The organism is Citrobacter sp. XT1-2-2, assembly GCF_023516235.1.
GTDB classification, from domain to species: Bacteria; Pseudomonadota; Gammaproteobacteria; order Enterobacterales; family Enterobacteriaceae; genus Citrobacter; species Citrobacter werkmanii.
In genome coordinates this window covers 420,499-442,148 of the sequence record NZ_CP097324.1, presented here as the reverse complement: position 1 = coordinate 442,148, position 21,650 = coordinate 420,499, and the positions used below count along the sequence as shown (strand labels likewise).

At 48.6% G+C, this 21,650-nt stretch carries 21 protein-coding genes; 12 read left to right on the top strand and 9 right to left on the bottom strand.

Annotated elements, in window-relative coordinates; genetic code table 11:
• Nucleotides 1-8: 8 nt before the first annotated feature.
• The 4 genes from rplC to M4I31_RS02060 form a co-directional block, all read right to left on the bottom strand.
• Nucleotides 9-638 (bottom strand): 50S ribosomal protein L3, encoded by a 630-nt coding sequence (gene rplC, locus M4I31_RS02075; RefSeq protein WP_003031117.1) that lies wholly within the window; start codon nucleotides 636-638, stop codon nucleotides 9-11.
• A 32-nt stretch (nucleotides 639-670) separates the two neighbouring features.
• Nucleotides 671-982 carry a 30S ribosomal protein S10 gene (rpsJ, locus tag M4I31_RS02070; RefSeq protein ID WP_001181005.1) on the bottom strand — a complete coding sequence of 104 codons (312 nt, stop codon included), beginning with the start codon at nucleotides 980-982 and terminating at the stop codon, nucleotides 671-673.
• A gap of 245 nt (nucleotides 983-1,227) precedes the next feature.
• A complete protein-coding gene (locus M4I31_RS02065) occupies nucleotides 1,228-1,605 on the bottom strand; it encodes a hypothetical protein (protein ID WP_085049669.1) in 378 nt (125 codons plus the stop codon).
• On the bottom strand, nucleotides 1,602-3,083 hold the full coding sequence (locus M4I31_RS02060; protein ID WP_085049670.1) for a peptidoglycan-binding domain-containing protein: 1,482 nt from the start codon (nucleotides 3,081-3,083) through the stop codon (nucleotides 1,602-1,604). The genes M4I31_RS02065 and M4I31_RS02060 overlap by 4 nt, the downstream gene beginning before the upstream one ends.
• A 41-nt stretch (nucleotides 3,084-3,124) precedes the next feature.
• On the opposite strand from M4I31_RS02060, the gene gspC reads away from it, so the two are divergent.
• From gspC to M4I31_RS24040, 12 genes are read left to right on the top strand one after another with little or no spacing between them, the layout of a single operon-like run.
• Nucleotides 3,125-4,051, top strand: coding sequence for a type II secretion system protein GspC (gene gspC / locus M4I31_RS02055; RefSeq protein WP_085049671.1), 927 nt, complete (start codon nucleotides 3,125-3,127; stop codon nucleotides 4,049-4,051).
• Nucleotides 4,052-6,049, top strand: a complete 1,998-nt coding sequence (gene gspD, locus M4I31_RS02050; RefSeq protein WP_085049672.1) for a type II secretion system secretin GspD — start codon at nucleotides 4,052-4,054, stop codon at nucleotides 6,047-6,049.
• Nucleotides 6,046-7,521, top strand: a complete 1,476-nt coding sequence (gspE, locus tag M4I31_RS02045) for a type II secretion system ATPase GspE (protein WP_085049673.1) — start codon at nucleotides 6,046-6,048, stop codon at nucleotides 7,519-7,521. Before gspD ends, gspE begins: the two co-directional genes overlap by 4 nt.
• Nucleotides 7,518-8,717 carry a type II secretion system inner membrane protein GspF gene (gene gspF / locus M4I31_RS02040; RefSeq protein WP_085049674.1) on the top strand — a complete coding sequence of 400 codons (1,200 nt, stop codon included), beginning with the start codon at nucleotides 7,518-7,520 and terminating at the stop codon, nucleotides 8,715-8,717. Before gspE ends, gspF begins: the two co-directional genes overlap by 4 nt.
• 9 nt (nucleotides 8,718-8,726) lie before the next feature.
• A complete protein-coding gene (gene gspG / locus M4I31_RS02035) occupies nucleotides 8,727-9,170 on the top strand; it encodes a type II secretion system major pseudopilin GspG (protein ID WP_038634727.1) in 444 nt (147 codons plus the stop codon).
• Nucleotides 9,171-9,172: 2 nt separating this feature from the next.
• Nucleotides 9,173-9,673 carry a type II secretion system minor pseudopilin GspH gene (gene gspH / locus M4I31_RS02030; RefSeq protein WP_085049675.1) on the top strand — a complete coding sequence of 167 codons (501 nt, stop codon included), beginning with the start codon at nucleotides 9,173-9,175 and terminating at the stop codon, nucleotides 9,671-9,673.
• Complete coding sequence (gene gspI / locus M4I31_RS02025; protein ID WP_085049676.1) at nucleotides 9,670-10,026, top strand: type II secretion system minor pseudopilin GspI; 357 nt, start codon at nucleotides 9,670-9,672, stop codon at nucleotides 10,024-10,026. Before gspH ends, gspI begins: the two co-directional genes overlap by 4 nt.
• On the top strand, nucleotides 10,023-10,616 hold the full coding sequence (locus M4I31_RS02020) for a type II secretion system protein J (RefSeq protein ID WP_051594490.1): 594 nt from the start codon (nucleotides 10,023-10,025) through the stop codon (nucleotides 10,614-10,616). The genes gspI and M4I31_RS02020 overlap by 4 nt, the downstream gene beginning before the upstream one ends.
• Before the next feature lie 35 nt (nucleotides 10,617-10,651).
• A complete protein-coding gene (gene gspK, locus M4I31_RS02015) occupies nucleotides 10,652-11,590 on the top strand; it encodes a type II secretion system minor pseudopilin GspK (protein ID WP_233638892.1) in 939 nt (312 codons plus the stop codon).
• Nucleotides 11,591-11,600: 10 nt separating this feature from the next.
• Nucleotides 11,601-12,731: a type II secretion system protein GspL gene (gspL, locus tag M4I31_RS02010; protein WP_161668185.1), complete on the top strand. Its 1,131-nt coding sequence runs from the start codon at nucleotides 11,601-11,603 to the stop codon at nucleotides 12,729-12,731.
• Nucleotides 12,724-13,206 (top strand): type II secretion system protein GspM, encoded by a 483-nt coding sequence (gene gspM / locus M4I31_RS02005; RefSeq protein WP_161668184.1) that lies wholly within the window; start codon nucleotides 12,724-12,726, stop codon nucleotides 13,204-13,206. The genes gspL and gspM overlap by 8 nt, the downstream gene beginning before the upstream one ends.
• Nucleotides 13,199-13,972: an A24 family peptidase gene (locus M4I31_RS24040; RefSeq protein ID WP_085049680.1), complete on the top strand. Its 774-nt coding sequence runs from the start codon at nucleotides 13,199-13,201 to the stop codon at nucleotides 13,970-13,972. Before gspM ends, M4I31_RS24040 begins: the two co-directional genes overlap by 8 nt.
• Nucleotides 13,973-14,018: 46 nt before the next feature.
• Here the strand turns inward: M4I31_RS24040 and bfr are convergent, their stop codons facing one another.
• The 5 genes from bfr to tuf all read right to left on the bottom strand — a co-directional run bounded on the left by bfr (nucleotide 14,019) and on the right by tuf (nucleotide 21,594).
• On the bottom strand, nucleotides 14,019-14,495 hold the full coding sequence (gene bfr, locus M4I31_RS01990) for a bacterioferritin (protein WP_038634748.1): 477 nt from the start codon (nucleotides 14,493-14,495) through the stop codon (nucleotides 14,019-14,021).
• A gap of 71 nt (nucleotides 14,496-14,566) precedes the next feature.
• A complete protein-coding gene (gene bfd, locus M4I31_RS01985; RefSeq protein WP_038634750.1) occupies nucleotides 14,567-14,761 on the bottom strand; it encodes a bacterioferritin-associated ferredoxin in 195 nt (64 codons plus the stop codon).
• 134 nt (nucleotides 14,762-14,895) lie between these two features.
• Entirely contained in the window at nucleotides 14,896-17,151 is a 2,256-nt protein-coding gene (locus tag M4I31_RS01980) for a glycosyl hydrolase family 18 protein (protein ID WP_085049681.1), read from the bottom strand.
• Between the two features lie 571 nt (nucleotides 17,152-17,722).
• Nucleotides 17,723-20,146, bottom strand: a complete 2,424-nt coding sequence (locus M4I31_RS01975) for a glycosyl hydrolase family 18 protein (protein ID WP_085049682.1) — start codon at nucleotides 20,144-20,146, stop codon at nucleotides 17,723-17,725.
• Between the two features lie 263 nt (nucleotides 20,147-20,409).
• Nucleotides 20,410-21,594 (bottom strand): elongation factor Tu, encoded by a 1,185-nt coding sequence (tuf, locus tag M4I31_RS01970; RefSeq protein WP_003031109.1) that lies wholly within the window; start codon nucleotides 21,592-21,594, stop codon nucleotides 20,410-20,412.
• Nucleotides 21,595-21,650 lie beyond the last annotated feature (56 nt).

Here is a 21,650-nt window from a genome sequence, read left to right as displayed (position 1 = left end):
CTATCCCCTTACGCCTTCACAGCTGGTTTAACGATCAGGTCGCAACCGGTCGCACCCGGAACACCACCTTTAACCAGCAGCAGGTTGCGCTCAGCGTCAACACGTACTACGTCCAGGCTCTGAACGGTTACACGTTCGTTGCCCAGCTGACCTGCCATTTTCTTGCCTTTGAACACTTTGCCCGGAGTCTGGTTCTGACCGATAGAACCCGGAACGCGGTGAGACAAGGAGTTACCGTGAGTAGCGTCCTGGGTACGGAAGTTCCAGCGCTTAACGGTACCAGCGAAACCTTTACCTTTAGAGGTACCGGTTACGTCAACTTTTTTAACGTCAGCAAACAGTTCAACGCTAATGTTCTGACCAACGGTGTATTCTTCACCATCTGCCAGACGGAACTCCCACAGGCCGCGGCCAGCTTCTACGCCAGCTTTAGCAAAGTGGCCAGCTTCCGGCTTAGTTACACGGTTAGCTTTTTTAGCACCGGTGGTAACCTGAACAGCGCGGTAGCCGTCGTTAGCCAGATCTTTAACCTGAGTAACGCGGTTTGCTTCAACTTCGATAACGGTTACTGGGATAGAGACGCCATCTTCAGTGAAGATGCGGGTCATACCCACTTTTTTACCGACTAAACCAATCATTGTATCAACCTCTCAATCGCTCGATGACCTGATTAACCCAGGCTGATCTGCACGTCTACACCGGCAGCCAGGTCCAGACGCATCAGAGCATCAACGGTTTTTTCAGTTGGCTCAACGATGTCAACCAGACGCTTGTGAGTACGGATCTCGTACTGATCACGCGCGTCTTTGTTAACGTGCGGAGAGATCAGAACGGTGAAACGCTCTTTGCGGGTCGGCAGCGGGATCGGACCACGAACCTGCGCACCAGTGCGCTTGGCAGTCTCGACGATTTCCGCGGTTGATTGATCGATCAGACGATGATCAAACGCTTTCAAACGGATACGGATTCTTTGGTTCTGCATGAGACCAGAGCTCCAATTATTTTATAGACGAAATAGTTACTCCTCAAACCCATTACGATTGATGGGAGAGTGTAACCGTTCTTACAGAGTTCCCCGATTGGGAACATTGTCAGATAGTCAAATCGACTATCAGTGGCTCATATCGAACCAGCCGTCAATTAAGACAAGCCCGCGCATTATACGTATCTGCGGGCTTAATGCAAGTGAAGTTGTATCGATAATAACCAACCTTTCGCAGAACGACGTTATTGCTGGTCAATTTCCGCTATGGCCTGCTTCACTCGCGCTTTGAGATCCCCGTTTTGAACAGGCTCGTCAGGCGCTGACGGTTCTTCGCTGCGCATATCATCCGCGCCTTCTTCTTCAACGGTCTCTTCCGGTTCCGGCAGCGGCTGCTGCTTATATATATAGTGCGCGTCAGACAGACGAAAGTTCGGCGGCACGGCCGGCGTCGCGGTATGCTGAATAAACGCGCTATGCGTATAGTAGCCTATGATTACCATGCCAATGCTCAACCCCAGCCATGAAAGCGCGATACGCGCGCACCGCCATAACGTAAGCGGCATATCTGGACGGTCAAAACGCAGGTTTTCGCCACAATAATATTCATGATCCGTTTTCATGCTTTCCCTCCGTCATGCATCAGTTTTGGGCTTTCATCCAGCGCCTGCCATAGACGAATAAGAGTAAGCCGCCCTACCATACCGTCAGCTTTAATCTTATTTTGCATTTGAAACTGGCGGACTTTTTCCGATAAAAGAGGGCTCCACTCTCCCGTGCTCTCAGCCTCAACATTCAACACGCGACTCAGCATCATATCCAGCCAGAGAATGTCGTCGACGCTGCTTTTCTTCATGATGCTCACATTACCGTCTGGTGAAGGTTTCCACATTAGCGTGTAATTCCCTTGCCACACTTCACTGAACCAGGCTTTATCCATAATCCATGTACCAGCGCCCGACTGGGCGGTGATGGTCTGGTTGCTTTCTCCAATCACGACAACAGGTATAAGGCTATTATCTACCTTTAGCGTTGCTATCCAGGGGAGTTGCTGGGCCAGAAGCGATTCCAGCGTATCAGTGCCCGACAGGCAAACCAAACCCGCCCGGTACGCCTGATCGCACCATGCTTCCCCTTTATTGACCTCATATCCCCAGACGCTGTAAAGCCGCGCGAGCGACTCATTAGTTGACATAATCGTTGACGTCAGCGTTGTGGAAGAAAGTGATGCAGCCGATGGCTGTCCTGCAGGCCATATGCTGGCTATGGGCGGCAACCATCTGTCAAGCAATGGACTGAAGTGCCAGCCAGCACTACCACATAGCGCCGCGACGACAACCACTGCCAGACACGTCCCCCCGGTTCGACGAGGCGCAGGCAGACAACGCAGCGCTTCACGTTGCTGAAGCGGCGTGATGCTGGTTTGTTGTTCACCCTGTTTCGTTTTATTACGCGTAAGATTCCACCCGACACGCGCCGCCAGATGCAGATTACCGCGGCAACGTTTCTTGATATGTCGGATAAATGTCTCAGGAAGGGCATCTTTGCCCTCCTGTTCCGTTTCGATACAGGGTGCGATTACCCTACGGTAATCCTCAATATCCGGGATGGGGACGTCGAACCAGAGCGGATGCATCGTACGTAACTGGCGCTGCTGTCTCAGACTGTATCTACCGGTTACTAGCAGCCGGGCCTTCGGCATTATGGCGATAAACGCCTTAACCGTTGCAGTAATACCGGTGGTGACCTGATGTCCGTCTTCCAAAATAAACAGAGGCTTATCGCATGCCTTAACGGTTATCAGACCAAGTAATTCGCTCCAGATCGTCTCGCCAGAAAATGACCGTCCGGTTAAACAGCCCTCCTTTTGCGTATCTGCGATAACCTGCCATTCCCACCTATAACCTTTTCTATTTACAGGTGCCAGAGTTAGCACCCGATGTGGCCATAACGCTTCTACACTGCGTGCAAGCGTGCTTTTTCCGGTGCCTTTTGCCCCATGTAATACCAGCCATTGTTCGTTCAAAAACGCGGAAAGGATATTATCCCGCAACAGTTGCTGGCGGGAGGTCAAAACAGAAATGAACTCATCCATGAACATTCATATTTTCCATAAAATTTATTATTTCCTAAAGTAGGAACGTGGGAGCCAAAACGCTTGTCGCCTGGCAACAGGATAAATATATTATCGTTATCATTAACAAGAAACAGATTAACTTGTTAGTTATTCTTAATCATAATTTTATGAAAACTATCCGCCACGTATTCAAAAGCACGCTATTTTATCATGGCGCCTATCTCATAGTGATATTTGCAAGCGTTATATGTATTTTTGCTTGTATACATAAAGGATATGAACAGTGGTTTGAAAACAAAACATTGCGGACAGCATCAAGTCAAATTCATCAGGAGAATATCTCAAACAGAAAACAACAATGGCATTTATCATCCGTGCCCTTAGATACAGATATGAATGTTTCCCCCCATCAACAATCGCATGCGCAAGAGGCATTGCTGTCCGGGGTCGTTGTCAGCGGAATTATTCATAGTTCAAATAAATCCATTTCCCGCGCAATCTTGCAGGAAAATGGTGAGCAAAATGTTTATGCCATTAATGATTATCTGAAGTCCTCCAGCAAAATACGTGTTACGGGTATTACAAAGAATCAGATAATGTTTTCTTCTGGTGAGCAAACACTGCAACTGACATTGCTTGCTGAACTGGCACAACCGTCCGGGCCTCAGGGGGCGGTAGCATCCCGGCAAGAGCAACAAGCGGTAACGCTGGCTGATTTCATTGATGCCAGTCCTGTAGTGGATAAGAACACTTTACGTGGTTTACGCCTTCTACCACGAAAACAGGTTCAGTTTTTTAAGCATTCTTCCCTCGAACCTGGAGATATAGCCATTCAGCTAAATAATATTAAGTTGACTCAACAGGCAAATTTAGGCAAAGCACAAAATGCGCTTAAGCACCTTAAAATGGCTCAGTTCACCGTCTTACGTAATGCTTCGCCACGGTTAATTAATGTTTCAGTTCAACAATTCCAGGATGGAAAGGAAGACTAAATGGAGAGAACTGTTTTACATCGGCGACTGAAAAGTTGGTCGTTGATACTTTTACTCGCAGCCTCCTGCCGCACTGCATTCGCAGTCGATTATACCGCTAACTTTGACAATGCGGACATTCAGACATTTGTCAATATTGTCGGCCAAAATATGGGTAAAACCATTCTGATTGATCCCGATGTTAAGGCTTCAATATCCGTCAGAAGCAATGATACCTTCAATGAGGATGAATATTATCAGTTTTTCCTGAGCGTACTGGATCTCTACGGTTTCTCAATTATTACTCTTGATAATGGGTTACTTAAGGTAGTGCGTTCAGAGCAAGTCAAAACAATGCCAGGAAGACTCATTAGCGGGACGAAACCCGGCAAAGGAGATGAACTGGTGACGCGTATTGTGTCACTGGAAAACGTTCCTGCTCGCGTATTGTCCCCCTTGCTTCGACAAATGCTTGATGGCGGTAAGGTCGGTAATGTTGTGCATTACGAACCATCAAATGCATTGATCATCACCGGCAAAGCCTCAACCGTCAATCGTCTGTTGGAGGTGGTTAAACGTGTCGATGTGATGGGTGATGCCAAGGAACAGGTTTTCACACTGAAGTATGCCTCAGCGACCGACCTGGCCGACGTCCTCAATGACCTGGCGCGAGAAAATGGCAAAGAGGCTAAACCGGCCACACTTCAGACGCGCATCGTTGCAGATAAACGTAGTAATGCGTTAATTGTCAGCGGTTCCGATCGTGCCCGGGCGCGTATGGCACAACTTATTTCCCGGCTGGATACGCAAGATCAAGGTGAGGGCAACACCCGTGTCTGGTATTTGAAATATGCCAAAGCAGATAAACTGGTTGAAGTTTTAACCGGCGTCACGCAAAAGATGAAGGATGAAAAAAGCAGCGCTTCAAAATCATCAGCCAGCAGCAGCAATAACGATATATCCATCACGGCAGATGAACAAACCAACTCGCTGGTTATTACCGCAGACCAAAGTATCCTCCAGCAGTTAGAAGATGTCATCGCCAAACTGGACATTCGCCGCGCCCAGGTTCTGGTCGAAGCTATCATCGTGGAAGTTCAGGATGGTAAAGGCATTAATCTTGGGGTCCAGTGGGCCAACAAAAACGTCGGCGTGCAGCAGTTTACCAAGACCAATCTTCCCATTTTCAATGCCGCACAAGGGGTTCAAGAATTCAAGAGACAGGGCGGTACCACCAGCGATAACCCTGCATATGATTTGTTCAGTAACTTCAATGGTCTTGCCGCAGGATTCTTCAACGGCGACTGGGGGGTTCTCCTTACCGCGCTGAGTAGCAATAGCAAGAATGATATTCTTTCTACTCCGAGTATCGTGACACTCGATAACAAAGAGGCATCTTTCAACGCCGGACAAGACGTTCCGGTGCTTTCCGGGTCGCAAACCACCTCGGGCGATAATATTTACAGCACCGTCGAACGTAAGACAGTCGGCACTAAGCTAAAGGTTACGCCGCAAATCAATGAAGGCGATTCCGTATTAATGGAAATTGAGCAAGAGGTGTCCAGTGTCGATTCTACGGCAACCTCATCCACTCTCGGCCCTACATTTAATACCCGTACTATTCAAAACGCCGTCCTGGTAAAAAGCGGTGAAACCGTGGTATTGGGCGGATTGATGGATGACTCAAGTAAACAAGAGGTTTCGAAAGTTCCCTTACTGGGTGATATCCCCCTCATTGGGCAACTTTTTCGCTATACCTCAAATGAAAAAAATAAACGCAACTTGATGGTGTTCATCCGACCAACCATCATCAGAGATGATGAAGTCTATCATTCGCTTTCGAGGGATAAATATACTGGCTTCAAGGAGATGCAACAAAACAGGAGTAGCAAGCAAAACGGTAGCCTGATTGATGTCGATGCCATTGAATCATTAGATGACCACGCATTTGACTCCTCTGTGGCCACACCAGCTAAGTCAAACAGCAAAAATCCGTTCCATAACGGCAGTGCAAAATGACAGCCTTTACGTGGAAAAAAGCACAGCGATACGGTATTGCCGTACAGCAGGAAGAGCTGATTTATGCTGAAAATACCTCGCTTGAATCTATGCTGGACGTAGCCGCAACAGCGCCTGAATGTAGCCGGTTTACCCGGCTCTCTACGCAACAGTTTGAGGAAAAACTCGAGCACCTGTATCAACAGAACAGCGGCACTGCCCAGTTGATCGCAGAAGATATGAATAACCTTGATGATCTCAACATTCTTTCTGAGGAGATCCAGTCCAATGAAGATCTGCTTAACGAACAATCCGATGCGCCGGTCATACGACTAATTAATGCCGTACTCAGTGAAGCAATCAAGGAACATGCATCCGATATTCATATCGAAGTATTTGAGAAAACGATGGGGATCCGCTTTCGCGTCGATGGCGTTCTGCGTCCAGTGGTTCAGCCTAATAAAAAGCTGGCGGCCCTGCTGATCTCACGTATTAAAGTGATGGCCAAGCTGGATATTGCCGAAAAGCGCCTCCCACAGGATGGTCGCATAACGTTAAAAATAGGCCAGCGGAATGTGGATGTGCGTGTCTCTACGCTCCCCTCACAGCATGGCGAACGTGTCGTTTTGCGTCTGCTGGATAAAACCAGCCTGCGGTTATCAATCGATAAGCTGGATATGTCAGCAGAAGACACACACAGCCTGAAAGATCTGATTGCCCTCCCCCACGGCATTATTCTGGTCACCGGCCCAACGGGTTCAGGAAAAAGTACCACGCTATACGCCATCCTTTCCGCACTGAATAGCCCGGAGCGTAACGTCCTCACCGTTGAAGATCCGATTGAATATGAACTGGAAGGGATAGGTCAAACGCAGGTCAATAGTCGCGTAGATATGTCTTTTGCCCGTGGGCTACGCGCCATTTTACGTCAGGATCCTGATGTCGTGATGGTAGGTGAAATTCGCGACGCCGAAACAGCGCAGATTGCTGTTCAGGCGTCGTTGACCGGACATCTGGTTCTTTCGACTCTCCATACAAACAGCGCCAGCGGAGCCGTAACACGATTGCGGGATATGGGGGTGGAATCGTTTCTGCTTTCTTCATCACTTGTCGGGGTTATTGCCCAGCGTCTGGTAAGACGACTGTGTAACCACTGCAAAATACCGCGCCCCGCCACCCACCAGCAACAACAACTCCTGCTGGCTCAAGGGATCAATACCTCTCAGGTCTGGCATGCCGGGGGCTGCGAGGCATGCAGGCATAGCGGCTATCAGGGGCGACTGGCAATTCACGAGCTGTTACTTGTTACGCCTGAACTGCGCGAAGCCATTCACACAGAGACCAACGAACAGCATCTGGAGCAAATTCAGCGTCGTCACCATCGTAGTTTGCTGGCAAACGGTCTCCGCGTCGCCGCAGAAGGCATTACATCGCTGGAGGAAGTGCTAAGAGTGACATCGGAAGGGCAAACACCGACGGAGCAGCCTGAATGAAATATTGCTGGACCGCAACAGATGTGAAGGGAAATCGTATTACGGGCGTTAGCGAGGCCGCAAGCGAACGGGACATGGTGGCGCAACTGCGTAGCCAGGCCCTATTGCCGCAAACGATAAAACCCCAACGACGCGGGCTCCCCCTGAAGACCCTCCCTGCACGAGTCAGTCACAGTGAATTAACGCTTTTTACGCGTCAGATTGCAACGCTAATCGCCGCAGCATTACCGCTGGATGAAGCCCTCGACGTGGTTCGGCAACAAAAAGAAAATAAGAAACTTGCCGATGTGATTACGACTCTTCGGCAGTCCATTCTTGAAGGAAAATCACTGTCAACTGCGATGCAGGCGTATCCCCGCCTGTTTGATGCCGTCTTTTGTACGCTCGTTAAAGCGGGCGAAACGGTGGGTCAGTTAGGCGCAGTTCTGGAAAGACTGGCGGATTTTAACGAAGCGCGCCAGCGAATGCGCAGCAAGCTTACGCAGGCTTTAATCTACCCTTCCCTGCTCACTACGGTCGCTATTCTGGTGGTTATTATTTTGCTCACCACCGTGGTGCCTAAGGTCGCAGCGCAGTTTATCCACCTCAAACACGCATTGCCGCTCACCACTCGGATCCTGCTCGCGACCAGCAATTTTTTGTCGGCATATGGCCCTTGGATCCTGCTCACCCTCATTGGCGGTGGCTGCCTGTTTTCTTTCTGGCTTAAACAAAAGGGAAACCGGCATCGATTTCACCGTTGGTTAATTCAGTTTCGCTTAACGTCGCCTTTAGTATGCGCCATCAATAGCGCTCGCTACTTACGCGCCCTGAGCATTCTTAACAGCAGCGGCGTTCCTCTTTTACAAGCTATGTCGCTTTCCGCTGAGGGAGTGAGTAATCAGGAAATACGCCAGCGTCTGGGTGAAGCGGCTGAGAGCGTTCGCCAGGGCAACAGCGTTAGCCAGTCGCTGGAGAAGACGAAGATTTTTCCCGCGATGATGCTCTACATGATCGCCTCCGGGGAAAAAAGCGGTCAGCTTGGAGAACTCATGCAGCGGGCAACAGAAAATCAGGAAATCCAGCTACAAAACCGCATCGCACTGACGCTGGCAATTTTTGAACCTGCGTTGATCGTTGTGATGGCGATGATCGTTTTGTTCATTGTCGTCTCGGTTATGCAGCCAATTTTACAACTTAACTCATTAATGAACTAAGGAAAGGTTATGGAACAACAGACACGGGCCACAGAGCGTGGCTTTACCCTCATGGAATTGATGGTGGTCATTGTGATTTTGGGGGTTCTGGCAAGCCTGGTCGTGCCGAATCTGATGGGCAACAAAGATCGCGCGGACAGACAAAAAGCGGTCAGCGACATTGTCGCGCTCGAAAATGCGCTGGACATGTACAAGCTGGACAACCATCGCTACCCCACGACGGAACAAGGTCTGGAAGCACTCATCACCGCGCCGGAGCTCTCTCCCAAGGCCGAGAATTACAATACTGACGGTTATATCCGACGTCTGCCTGCAGACCCCTGGGGGAACGACTATATCCTGATAAGCCCCGGCGAACATGGCGCTATTGATATCAGCTCCGTAGGGCCAGATGGAGAAGCTGGAACGGCGGATGACATTAACAACTGGGATAATAACAAAAAATCGCAATAAACATGACGCATCAGAAAGGATTCACGTTGCTGGAAGTGATGCTGGTTGTGGTCATTATCGCCATCTCAGCTACGGGCATTATCGCCATGCAAAGTGACCGGCTGGGATCAGGCGGAAAGCTACTACAGCGGATCGACACCTTCAGGCAGACGGTGAAATACGCGTCAGACCTGGCGTTGCTGGAAAAGCATGTGGTCGGTTTGCGGTTGACCACTGAAGGCTGGGCTTTTTACCTGCCGCAAAAGGATTCAACCCACAAATGGAACTGGCAAGAGCTGGCCGACAGCGACAGTTTACCGCTTTACGGTAACTGGGCTGCGCCAGCGAAACCTGAAGTAACGCCTTCAGCAGCAAATGCAAATCCACAAATTATGATCTTACCCGATGGTCAACTGACGCCTTTTACCGTGATGTTCAGAGATGAAGACGGTGCAAAATTCGTGACTCTGCGGTGTGACGGATCGCTACCGCTGGATATCACTCGCCTTGAGGATGCGCAATGAAGCAACAAAGCGGAATGCTCCTGCTTGAGGTATTGCTGGCGATGGCAATCTTTGCGACCGCTGTAATAGCGCTGATTAGCAGTATGCAATGGCAACTCTCTGCTCTCGACACGCTGAAGCAAGAAACTCTGGCACTCTGGGCTGCGGACAACGCCTTGATTGGAACCATTAACGACCAGACCACCTCGGGAAAAGGTCAGACAATACTGCTGAACGAGACTTTCTCCTGGCAGTTGTCGGGTAGCCTGCAAAACCAGTCAGCCATTAATCAAAAGCAAGCCAGCGTAACCTCCGCCAGCGGACGGACGCTTAATCTGTACTCCTGGACGCCAGAAAACGGAGACAAAAAATGAGTAAGATGCCGCGGGGCTTCACGTTACTGGAAGTGATGCTGGCAATTGCCATTTTCTCGACGCTCAGTTTTTTGGCCTCAATGGTTTTTTCCCAGGCCTCAGAGCAGCATCAGCGTGCAAAAAAGACAGCCGATAATTTTGATGCTATTCAGCATACGATGCTGCTGTTTGAAAACGATTTGATGCAGTACGTTCCGCGAAAAAACCGTCAGACGAATCAGCCTTTTTTCAGCGAAAAAGATGGCGCGATTTTCACTACCCAGACACGAGACCCAGCCATGCCTTTCGAGGCCGCTTTCATTCTCACTACCGTCCACTGGTATGTGGACAACGGCACGTTATACCGCGCGATGAGACGCTCGCCCGATGGCAAAAAGGAGGCACCGCCACAAGCGTTACTCTCCGACATCGCTCATCTGTCCGCAACAATGGCTCTCGCTGAGGGCGACAGTGCATCCACAACGGCTAAAATAACGCTGGAGCGTGAAAACGGAGAGATTCTTACTCGTCTTTTTATTCTGCCCGGCTGGTTCCCGGAGAAACAGAAATCCAGCCCGACTTCAGGGGCGGCTACAGGGACAGCTAAATGAGTAATCAAAGGGGATCGGCGTTACTGATCGTGTTGATGATTCTGGCGCTGATGGCCGCGCTGGCATCAGAAATGACGATCAGCTTTCAGACTCAGTTGCAGCGCAGCCGACGCACAAATGACAGTATCCAGGGGAAATATGCGCTGCTGTATGCCGAAGCGCAAGCCACTGCACAAACGCTGCAGAATGCCAAGGATAAGCTTAGCCAACTTGATGAACTCCCCCAGTTTGCAGAACTTCGCGACAACACAACGGTAAGCTGGCAAACCAGCGATCTACAACATTGCTTCAATCTGAACGCATTAGCAGATGTGCCGACGGACCCGATGACCACTCTGCCCTATAAAATCGAGGTGTTCGCAGCCCTGTTGGAAAAAATCGGCGTGGAAAAGTATCGCGCAGACGAGATCGCTCAATCTGGCGCAGATTACATTGACGCTGACGTGACGCCCCGTGTCAAAGGCGCTGAAGATGAGTATTACAAGTCCAGCCAACCGGGTTTTCTTACAGCAGGCCAGATGATCTTTTTACCTGCCGAAATACGCAAGCTCAAAGGAATGACCGACGCTATTTATCAAAAATTATCCCCTTTTATCTGCGCGACATTCAGCAATGAACTCGCCATAAATATTAATACTCTTACTGAGCAGCAGGCCCCTCTATTAGCTGCGCTATTTCTCAATAACCTCAGTGACTCAGATGCAAAAACACTACTGAAGAAACGCCCCGAAGGTGGCTGGAAAACGGTAGATGCCTTTCTCTATCAGGCACAACAAGATTACAGCGCCGCCAAACCCCTGACGGATTCGCTTAAAAAACAGTTAACCGCCAATAGCACCTTTTTTTTGACCACATCTACAGCCCACGAGGGTGACCTTACTTCCGGTATGCGCACATTTTTCTTTTATGATGAAAAAAATAAAACAATTAAAATCTATTTACGCCAACTTACGGATGGCAGTAGCGAAGAGTAAAGCAGTTTCAGTGTCCTCACCAAAACTGCTTATCCGCCTGCAAAAACAGCCGTCAGCCCCCGTGGAATGGGTGGAGTATACTGAAGGTGGCGGAGGTGAAATCCAGCATCTGTCCATGGAACAGTTAGCGGAGCTTGGTACACTTCCAGCGGCGCAGTCCGCACATCTGCTTCTTTCCGCCAGTATGGCGACATGTAAAACAATCGTCATACCGGATGAAGAGTATGAACTGACTGACCAAAAGCTTCACTGGCTCGCTGATGAAACGCTCGACGAAGGGGCGCCCTCATTGCACTGGACATTACTGTCCCGTCAGGGGTCTCGTCTCACTGTTGCAGGCATTGATGCCGACTGGCTTGAGTCTCAGCTCCGAACCCTTGCCGATGCAGGTATTAACACCACATGTGTCACGTTTGACGCCTGTTGCCTGCCGGCATGCGACAATGGCTGGACGGTATTAAGAGAGGGCGATCGGTGGTTGCTCAGAACACAGGAAAATTATCTCTCCTGCCTGACGGAGGCGTGGCTTACCCACCTGCTTACGCATTTCGGCCCTCCGCAATTGGTAAACTACGGTTCGTTACCACTGGCCTGTTCCAGTACAGAGAGTCAACCTGAACGCCATATTCTGACTCTCTACCCAAACGGCAATGTACCTGATCTTCTACACGATAAGATTCGCGCCCCTTCTCCACGCTCGCCCACGACCGCGCTCCTGAAGCGCGTCGCGCTATTCAGCATCATGCTGGCTGCGGGTGTCGCACTGCTTACCCGCTCTATTACCTACTGGCAACTCCATAGCCTGGAGAAGCAGCTCAGTCAGGATCTGGTACAGCAGTGGCAGCGATACATTCCTGAGAACAGACACAGTAGCAATTTGCGAACCTATCTGCCGAAACAGTTACAACAACATATCCCCGCCCCCTATTTGTTCTTGCAGCAGTTGCAGTCAAAGCTGTCAGCATTCCCGGGATTGGCGCTGGAAGGACTGAACTATGATCCGGCGAGTAAATCTTTGCAGCTTTTCATCTACGCCAGTGATGAAAGCCAGGTACAGGCATTCATCAAAGCGTGCATCTATGGCTTGCCATTAAAAGTCGAAAAACATGAACAGGGAATGTGGACACTTCGAAATGATTAAACGTGCTCAGGTCTGGTTTCATCATAAAAATACGCATGAGCAACGCATCTTTATAACGTTGTTCGGATGCTGCCTGTTGGCCATTTTTTGGTTTGGCGCCTGGCAGCCTTTAGGTCAGGCTATCGATACAATGCAATCCCGGGACGAAAAGTTACAGCTCGACATACAGTGGCTGCACAAACAGGCTTCAGCAGCCGGTCTTCTTCCACAGCGGACGCAATCGGACTCCCTGGAAACGCTGGTGAAGCGCAGTCTTAAAAAATCGGGACTTAACGCAACACTCCAGCCGGCTCACGGTGGTGGACTCAATATCAGCGCCTCCACCATCAAGATGGACACCTTCGTACGCTGGTTGGCGGTGTTACAGGGCGAATATGGTCTGCACATCGTGGCGCTTGAGTTTCACGCCAGTAAAGACGATGCCGACAGTATTACGCTGACACGACTGACGATTGGAGCGAAAAAAAATGGATAACGGGTTAGCAATATTGTTCCTTGTCGTTGGACTACTGGCGGGCAGCACCATGGGAATGCTCACCTGGCGCCTGCCTCTGATGGTGCTCCCCCCCTCCCCCGCAGACGGAGCGCTCTCCCCTTTTAATTTATGGCTGCCTGGTTCGCATTGCTGCCACTGCCAAACCCCGCTGGCGTGGTATGACAACATTCCCCTACTGAGTTGGCTATGTCTGAAGGGGAAGTGTCGTCATTGTGGTCTTCCTGTCTCGAAACGCTATCCTTTGCTCGAAGCACTCTGTGCTGTTATGGCCGTTTTCTGTTACGCCCTCCATCCCAACGAAATCCTGCTGGCGCTCTTTATCTATTTTTGGTTTGCGCTCGCACTCAGCGTAATCGACCTGCAGCATTATCTTCTGCCTGACAAACTCACGCTGCCATTGCTGTGGCTCGGGCTGTTATTCAACGCCAGTTTCGGTGTTATACCCGGCAAAGACGCCATCATTGGAGCCGTTGCGGGATATATGATTTTGTGGTTGATCTACTGGTTAGTCAGGTTGTTATGGCATAAAGAGGGGATCGGCTACGGGGACTTCAAAATGCTGGCCGCTGCCGGGGCCTGGAGCGGTTGGCAAAGTATACCAATGATTCTTTACGCAGCTTCAATCACAGGGATTATGTATGGTCTTCTGTTATGGGCAAAAAAAGGACGTCGCGGCGCGCTGATTCCTTTTGGTCCGGCACTGGCTGTAAGTGGGTGGGGTTACTTTTGTTGGATAAGTTGGTGAACTCAACAGGAAGGATTAACTCCTTCCTGTATTAACGACTCTGCTTCTACTCTTCTTCGCGAATTTGCGCCTGCAGATAATTCTGGATCCCCAGTTTATCGATAAGATCCAGCTCGGTCTCCAGCCAGTCGATATGGCCTTCCTCATCCGCCAGAATTTCAATCATCATGTCACGGCTGACGTAATCAAATACACTGTCGGCATAGGCGATTGCTTCACGCAGGTCTTTTGCACCTTCCAGCTCAAGAGCCAGATCCGAACGCAGCATCTCTTCAACATCTTCACCGATGCCAAGTTTGCCCAGATCCTGGAGATTGGGAATACCTTCAAGAAAGAGAATACGCTCAATGTACTTATCGGCGTGTTTCATCTCGTCGATAGATTCATGATATTCAACGTCATTCAGACGTTTGAAACCCCAGTTTTTGAACATTCTCGCATGAAGAAAATACTGGTTGATGGCGACAAGCTCGTTTCCCAATAATTTATTGAGATAATTTATTACCTTAACATCACCTTTCATTATATAGTCCCTCCGCTTCCACTCTTAGAGAGTAGATGGGGCTAGCGGGATGTCAAAAAAAAGAGTGTGACTCAGGCGATCTCTTTAAATTCTGGCATTTGCATTAATTCTTCCTGCATCACTTCGCGCGCGGCCCGAATACATTTACCACATTGATTTCCAACAGGAATAAACTTGCGTAACTGCTGAAATGACTGTGGGTGAAACTGGCGTACCGCCTGACGAATTTTTTTATCACTGATGCCGTTACATAAACAAATGTACATATATGCTCCCAACCATGAACACCATCAGGATAAATGATTATTGTTCTCAATACAACGTCATCTAAAAGAAATAAATCCCTCCCCCTGCACAGAATCGGGTTTGGGATTTATTTCAACGAGTTAACAACTAATCATTAATGGACCAGAGCACCGCCATCCTTCAGAATATCGTCTGTGAGTACCACTTCTGCAATAGTCGTTTCAACGCTATTACTGAAACGATACAAGCGAACAGTATCTCCCGCTTTCAATTCTTTGACCCAGGTCCCCGTGACAGTATCATTCGCTTTATTAACGCGTTTCTGACCACCACTGATTGAACCAAACTGGCTTTTGCCGATATATTTTCCATTTAACTGAATAGAGTAGTTTTTATTTCTTGCCTCATGAGCGGCAGTAGTCAGAGTCATACTTAACGCAGGCTTGTCGTCCTGAATAACAACCTGGAACTCTTTCAGTTCACTGGCAATCTCCGGACGCATATCTTTTTTACCTGCCAGAGTTTCTTCTGTCACCGTTACTTGCTCCAGTGGGTAGAGTACACCATTGCTGTAGCAGCTCAGTTCAATAAGATCGCCAACCTTCAGCGGCATTCCCCAGCTCGCGGTAACAGTACCTTCCTCTTCATTAATTTCTTTTTTACCCCAATCATAAATGGTGCCGTACTGGCTCTTACCGTAATATTTTCCATTCTGATAAACAGAATAGTTCATATTCCTGGCCTCATGTGCCGCTTTGGTGATGGTGAATTCCGTCATCGGCGTACCGTCTCGCAGATATATGCCAAAATCTGACAGATTCGCGCGGCATTCGGATAAAGGCACTTCCATTATATCATCGACAATCTCACCCAATTCATGTTCTGGAGTATCACCGCTAATATCCCAGATTATCGCTCCGCCGTATCCTTGCTGGTTAATGTAGGCAACTTTTTTCTGAATCGACTCCGGATCGTCATACGTCAAGAACTCTTGCGTTTTCGCATTATACAAGTAAGGAACCTGTGATTCCGGATCCCAGTAGCGAGTGTAGTCAGCAGAAGAAGAATACTGTTTTAACAGATAGTAGGGGTTAGTACCGGTATACTGATCTTCATCATCCCACGCGCCGTGTACGGTAGCGGAACCTGAAGCGAACAGACCAGGCAGACCTTTAACGATTTCCGTCGGCGCCACGCTACCCCAGCCACGGCCGTAGAACGGGATCCCCATCATCAGCTTACTTTTGGGCACATGCCATTTCGAACTGTATTCCTGCATCGTGGAAGCGACATTTAGCAACTGATCGGCATCCTGGCTGTTGGCATAGAGCGGAGCATTGTGGCCTGTGATAGGGTCAAAAGCGCCATGAATATCATATGCCATGACATTGACGCTATCCAGCAATGGTGCGGTGACCTCTGGGTTGATGTACTCAATATTATTATGGTTGGTTGTTACTGCTGCGGAAAGTTGGAAGTACTTATCGCTCTGTAAACCAAGGGTATCCAGTTTACTTCTGAGCGTCTGGATAAGTTTAGTGAAATTGGTCTTTTCAGTATCGCTATCCGGGTATTCCCAGTCTACATCAATACCATCAAACCCCCACTCCTGCATGAAAGCAATCATGCTGTCTGCCAGTTTATTGATACCGTCATCCGTTTTGGTGGCTTCTTCGAATACACCTTCTTCAGAGTTATTCCATCCGCCAACGGAGACCATATTTGTGACGTTGTTTTGCTCAGTCAGTTTGTCCAGCTGACGGAGCAGATCCGGGCCTTTATAGGTATCATGGACAATAACTTCACCATCCTTAATAACCGCAAAGCCATAGTTAAGGTGGGTTAACTGACTGAAGTCAATTTTATCCGGCGTGAAATAGTTATGTGCTTCATAAACGCCCCACTCAGGGAAATAGCCGATAACTTTACGTTGCGCGGCAGCCTTATCTTTACCTTGTTTTTGCAGATCTGCCGCTTTCTGGCCGGTATAAGGCGTAAAACTGAACGTGGCAAGATTTTGTATTTGAATAGGACCGACCTTCAGCCATACAGAGTCACTTCCTGGAACCATACCGGGATCAACCCACCACTGACTTTTCCAGTAATAGCCATTATATCGAACAATTGTTCCTGTCGTACCATAAGTGGCAGTGGGATCATAGTCTACAGAATTAATTGCGTTATTATCCTTTTCCGCTACGGTTACCGTCACCGTACCCGGAAAATTATTTTGACTACTGTCTGTATAAGCGACCCAGGTATTACCATTATCCTTCGTCAACATCTGACTATTATCAAGGCCGCTGATTGTATTAGTGTCGTCATTCATCGACAACGTTGCAGCAAATGATGAAAAAGACAATGACATCCCAGCAGCAAGTATTGCCGCTGTTAATTTATTTAGTTTCATACATTATCCTTAATGATAAAATTATCGCTCGGTAAATAGCCATTTTTGGCAATGTTAGAATAGGTAATAGAACCAGCAATAACAATTAATACATTTCTCATCAAACCAGCGATTATTGCTATATATAAACCTCACTAATATACCGTCAGAAAGGGAGTATTACTGGCAAAAATATCATCACAGCAGTCAATAATCACAATATAAAGATCCGTTACATATCTGGCCAATCACGCATGTCAAAGAAAAACGATAACCGATATCACTTCATTCACCCCTACGCCATCCAAATAAAATAGGTAGTGTGAATAATAAAAAGTGTAATTTTTTATTACAGATGGGAGCATCATAAAAAAGCCTGAGCAGAATAGGTTATCTGACTCAGGCCTTGAGACTAACTCGATTTGTAATACTTCAGGTTACAACTGCAATGACCGCGCTCACTCTCCACAATCACACAGTAACCTTTTGCTGCTGAGGATGAATGAGGAACCTCCTTGTCCCTCGTTCAAAGGCAACCTTTGGATGTTTTTAGCCTGTAACCCGAATGATTAAGGGCATAAACTGTTTTCAGTTATTTCAGCATATCTTCCGTAACAACTACTTTCGCAATGGTCGCCGGATTTGGTGTCACACGCTCGACAACCACCGTTTCACCCACTGAAATTGCACGCTCATCAGATTTTACGGTTGTCACACCATTTTTGGTTGATTTCGAAGAGTAGTAACATTTGCCATTATCACAGCTGAAGACGTAGTTACCGTTTTTCTCATCACCCATAACTTTAACCATATATGCGCTGTTGGTGCCTGCAGCAACTTTATCAGCGGCAAAATCGACATACACCATAGGAATGCCATTCTCTTTCTTCACCGTCAGAGAAGACACATCCGCACTGCCTACCAGTGGATTATTGCCTGCCAGCATGTCATCCGTCACGGTGAGCGTCGCCAGTACCTGAGCATCAGGGTGAGTACGCTTCACTGTCACCACGCTGCCAGGATGAAGCATATAACTCAAGCCGCCAGTACGCAGAGTCGACTGTTCGCCATAGTTATAACGGTAGCTGTAATAATTCTTCTTCCCTTCCGTCGAGAAAACATATTTACCATCGACCTCAACACGGTAGTTATTAGAATCACTCAGCTTGCTGGCATCAAAGTTCACATTGACTCGCTGTGAGCCATCAAAAACATCAATGTAAACGGCTTTGACATCACCCGCTAAATCACCTGCAGTTTCGCTTTGGGTAAACGGGGCAAAGACTTCGCTAAAGGCGTATTTCGCAGCCTGCTGTTCGGTCAGACCGCTGTGCTCAGGGGAAACCTGCCTGGCCACGCCAGGCTGATCGCGCATCATGGACCATATGCCAATCATGCCCAGACCACGATCAGTGGCATCCTGCATCACCAGTTTCGCATCAGACATATAAAACACTTCGCCCTGAACGTCGTTGTAACCGATCATCGGCGTCGTGCCCATCATGGCGTTGATTTCCGCATCGCTCTTGTCAGTGAAAATCTGCTTCATCTGGCTATGGAGGTTTTCAATGGCGGATGTCGCACACTTGCCATGAATGTTTTGGCCTTCAGTACCATCAGACTGGCAAATGCTGTTACCGTAATCCATCGCCATGACGTTGACACCAGCCAGTTCAACGCCCTTGGCTTTCGCATCTTCAAGTACGTAAAGACCTTCAGCCGTCAGGCCCGTTGGCAGAATAGGCAAGGTGTACCAAATTCCGACGCTACGACCTTCTGCTTTCCAGGTGTCCTGAACAGCCTTCACCGCTTCATTACGACGGTTTATGGATTCATGATCCGCAACCCAGGTGCCTTCAATATCGAAGTCCAGCACGTTAAGATTCAGGTTGTCTACGATATCGTAATAATGCTGCTTCAGGTCATTCACATTCTTACAAGACGCTGCCAGTGGGGAGTTATTCGCTCCGCCAATGGAAACCATGATGTCGCCACCTGCTTCACGCAGCGCTTTAATTTTGCTGTACTGAGCGTAGTCGTTAACGTTATATGCGGTACCCCATGTCGGCAGGCAGGTATCAGCATCTTTACTGACCACGAAAGCCATGGTGAAGTGGGTGACATTCTGGTTCTGCGCAAGGCTTGCCAGATCCGGCTGTGAGTTGAGGGTAAAATCGACATATGGGGCATAGACATGCGCAGGCCATGGTGACTTCGGCGTGCCTACTTTTTCTTTGGTGCCGGTCCAGTCGATAAACACGCGCCATGGATTGGTATCAGATGGGGAGACTTTCTGTACTTTGGACTGCGAAACGTAATTACCACCGTTATAGCGGATCAGCGTGCCGCTTTCATATACAGTGGAGGAATTATATTCTGGAGTTTTATTCAACTGGTCCTGAGTATAAGAGACAACAGCGCCCAGTGGTTTCCATGGACGACCATTTGTGCCGGTTGGGTTTTGATTAGCTGGAAGAGAAGGATCATCCCCTACGGTATAAAACAGGGCTTCATATTCCTGGCCATTTTTCTGAACTTTATCGCCTTTATTATAGACGGTCGAGGACGCCCATTGCGTGACAACGGCATAAGCCTCCCATGGATTTTCCTGACCAGGAGCAAAACCATAAGCGCTTTGCGCGACAGACGTTTTATACGTCGCATTATTATAAATAACAATATCACCAGCATTATAAGCGATACTATTGTCATATGCTGGGTAAGTTACCGTACCGCCACCCGTATCGCAGGTTGTTGGATTACCATATTTCGTTATTTCATCAGCGGTCGCTGCTCGCTCGTAGCGCCATGGGTTATTCGCTTCGTCGCCCGCGGCGTTTCCCGGACAATCCGATGCACCTACCCACCACGCATTGCTATACACGCCGCTGTCGAAAATCACTTCATACGTACTGCCGCCTTCCTGACCGCTCCATGCTTCCAGGGCAAATGCTGGCAAGGCAGCACATGTCAGCCCCATACAAAATAAGGCTTTTGTTGCGAGATTTAATTGCATTATTAAACATTCCTGTTGTTATAAATCCATCAATTTATTACATATGTATGTAATAACGCATAAGGTAGATATAACAACAAACAAGTTCAATTAATAAAATACAAATCGCAATGCTTTAAGAAATGGACAAACTTATCCTACCAGATAAATTATTTATATATTGAGATTAACTAATATTTCTGAAATCTTTAAATAAACACAAATAAAAAAGCCCCGAAATATATTCGGGGCTTTTAAACTAACTACGTTAAATAAACGTAATATTAGCTCATTACTTTAGCAACAACGCCCGCACCTACAGTACGGCCGCCTTCACGGATTGCGAAACGCAGACCGTCGTCCATCGCGATCGGGTGGATCAGGGTAACAACCATTTTGATGTTGTCGCCCGGCATTACCATCTCTACGCCTTCCGGCAGTTCGATGGTGCCAGTCACGTCAGTAGTACGGAAGTAGAACTGCGGACGGTAGCCTTTGAAGAACGGAGTATGACGGCCGCCTTCGTCTTTGGACAGGATGTACACTTCAGATTCGAACTTGGTGTGCGGCTTGATAGAGCCCGGCTTAGCCAGTACCTGACCACGTTCGATTTCTTCACGTTTGATACCACGCAGCAGAACACCAACGTTCTCACCAGCACGGCCTTCGTCCAGCAGTTTGCGGAACATTTCAACGCCAGTACAGGTAGACTTAGCAGTCTCTTTGATACCAACGATTTCAACTTCTTCACCAACTTTGATGATACCGCGCTCTACACGACCGGTAACAACGGTACCACGACCGGAGATGGAGAATACGTCTTCGATAGGCAGCAGGAACGGCTTGTCAATCGCACGCTCTGGTTCCGGGATGTAAGAGTCCAGGAAGCCAGCCAGTTCGATGATTTTCGCTTCCCACTCTGCTTCGCCTTCCAGCGCTTTCAGAGCAGAACCACGAACGATCGGCGTGTCGTCGCCCGGGAAATCGTACTGAGACAGAAGTTCACGAACTTCCATTTCTACCAGTTCCAGCAGCTCTTCGTCATCAACCATGTCGCATTTGTTCAGGAACACGATGATGTACGGAACGCCTACCTGACGACCCAGCAGGATGTGCTCACGAGTCTGCGGCATCGGGCCGTCAGTCGCAGCAACAACCAGGATCGCGCCGTCCATCTGCGCAGCACCGGTGATCATGTTTTTAACATAGTCGGCGTGGCCCGGGCAGTCTACGTGTGCGTAGTGGCGAGTCGGGGTGTCATATTCAACGTGAGAAGTGTTGATGGTGATACCACGAGCTTTTTCTTCCGGCGCGTTATCGATCTGGTCGAATGCACGAGCAGCACCGCCGTAGGTTTTAGCCAGTACGGTGGTGATTGCAGCGGTCAGGGTAGTTTTACCGTGGTCAACGTGGCCGATGGTGCCGACGTTAACGTGCGGTTTTGTACGTTCAAATTTTTCTTTAGACACGGCTATATTCCTTACTATAGTGCTCTCCCCTATGGAGAGAGCACGGGACTTAGGTT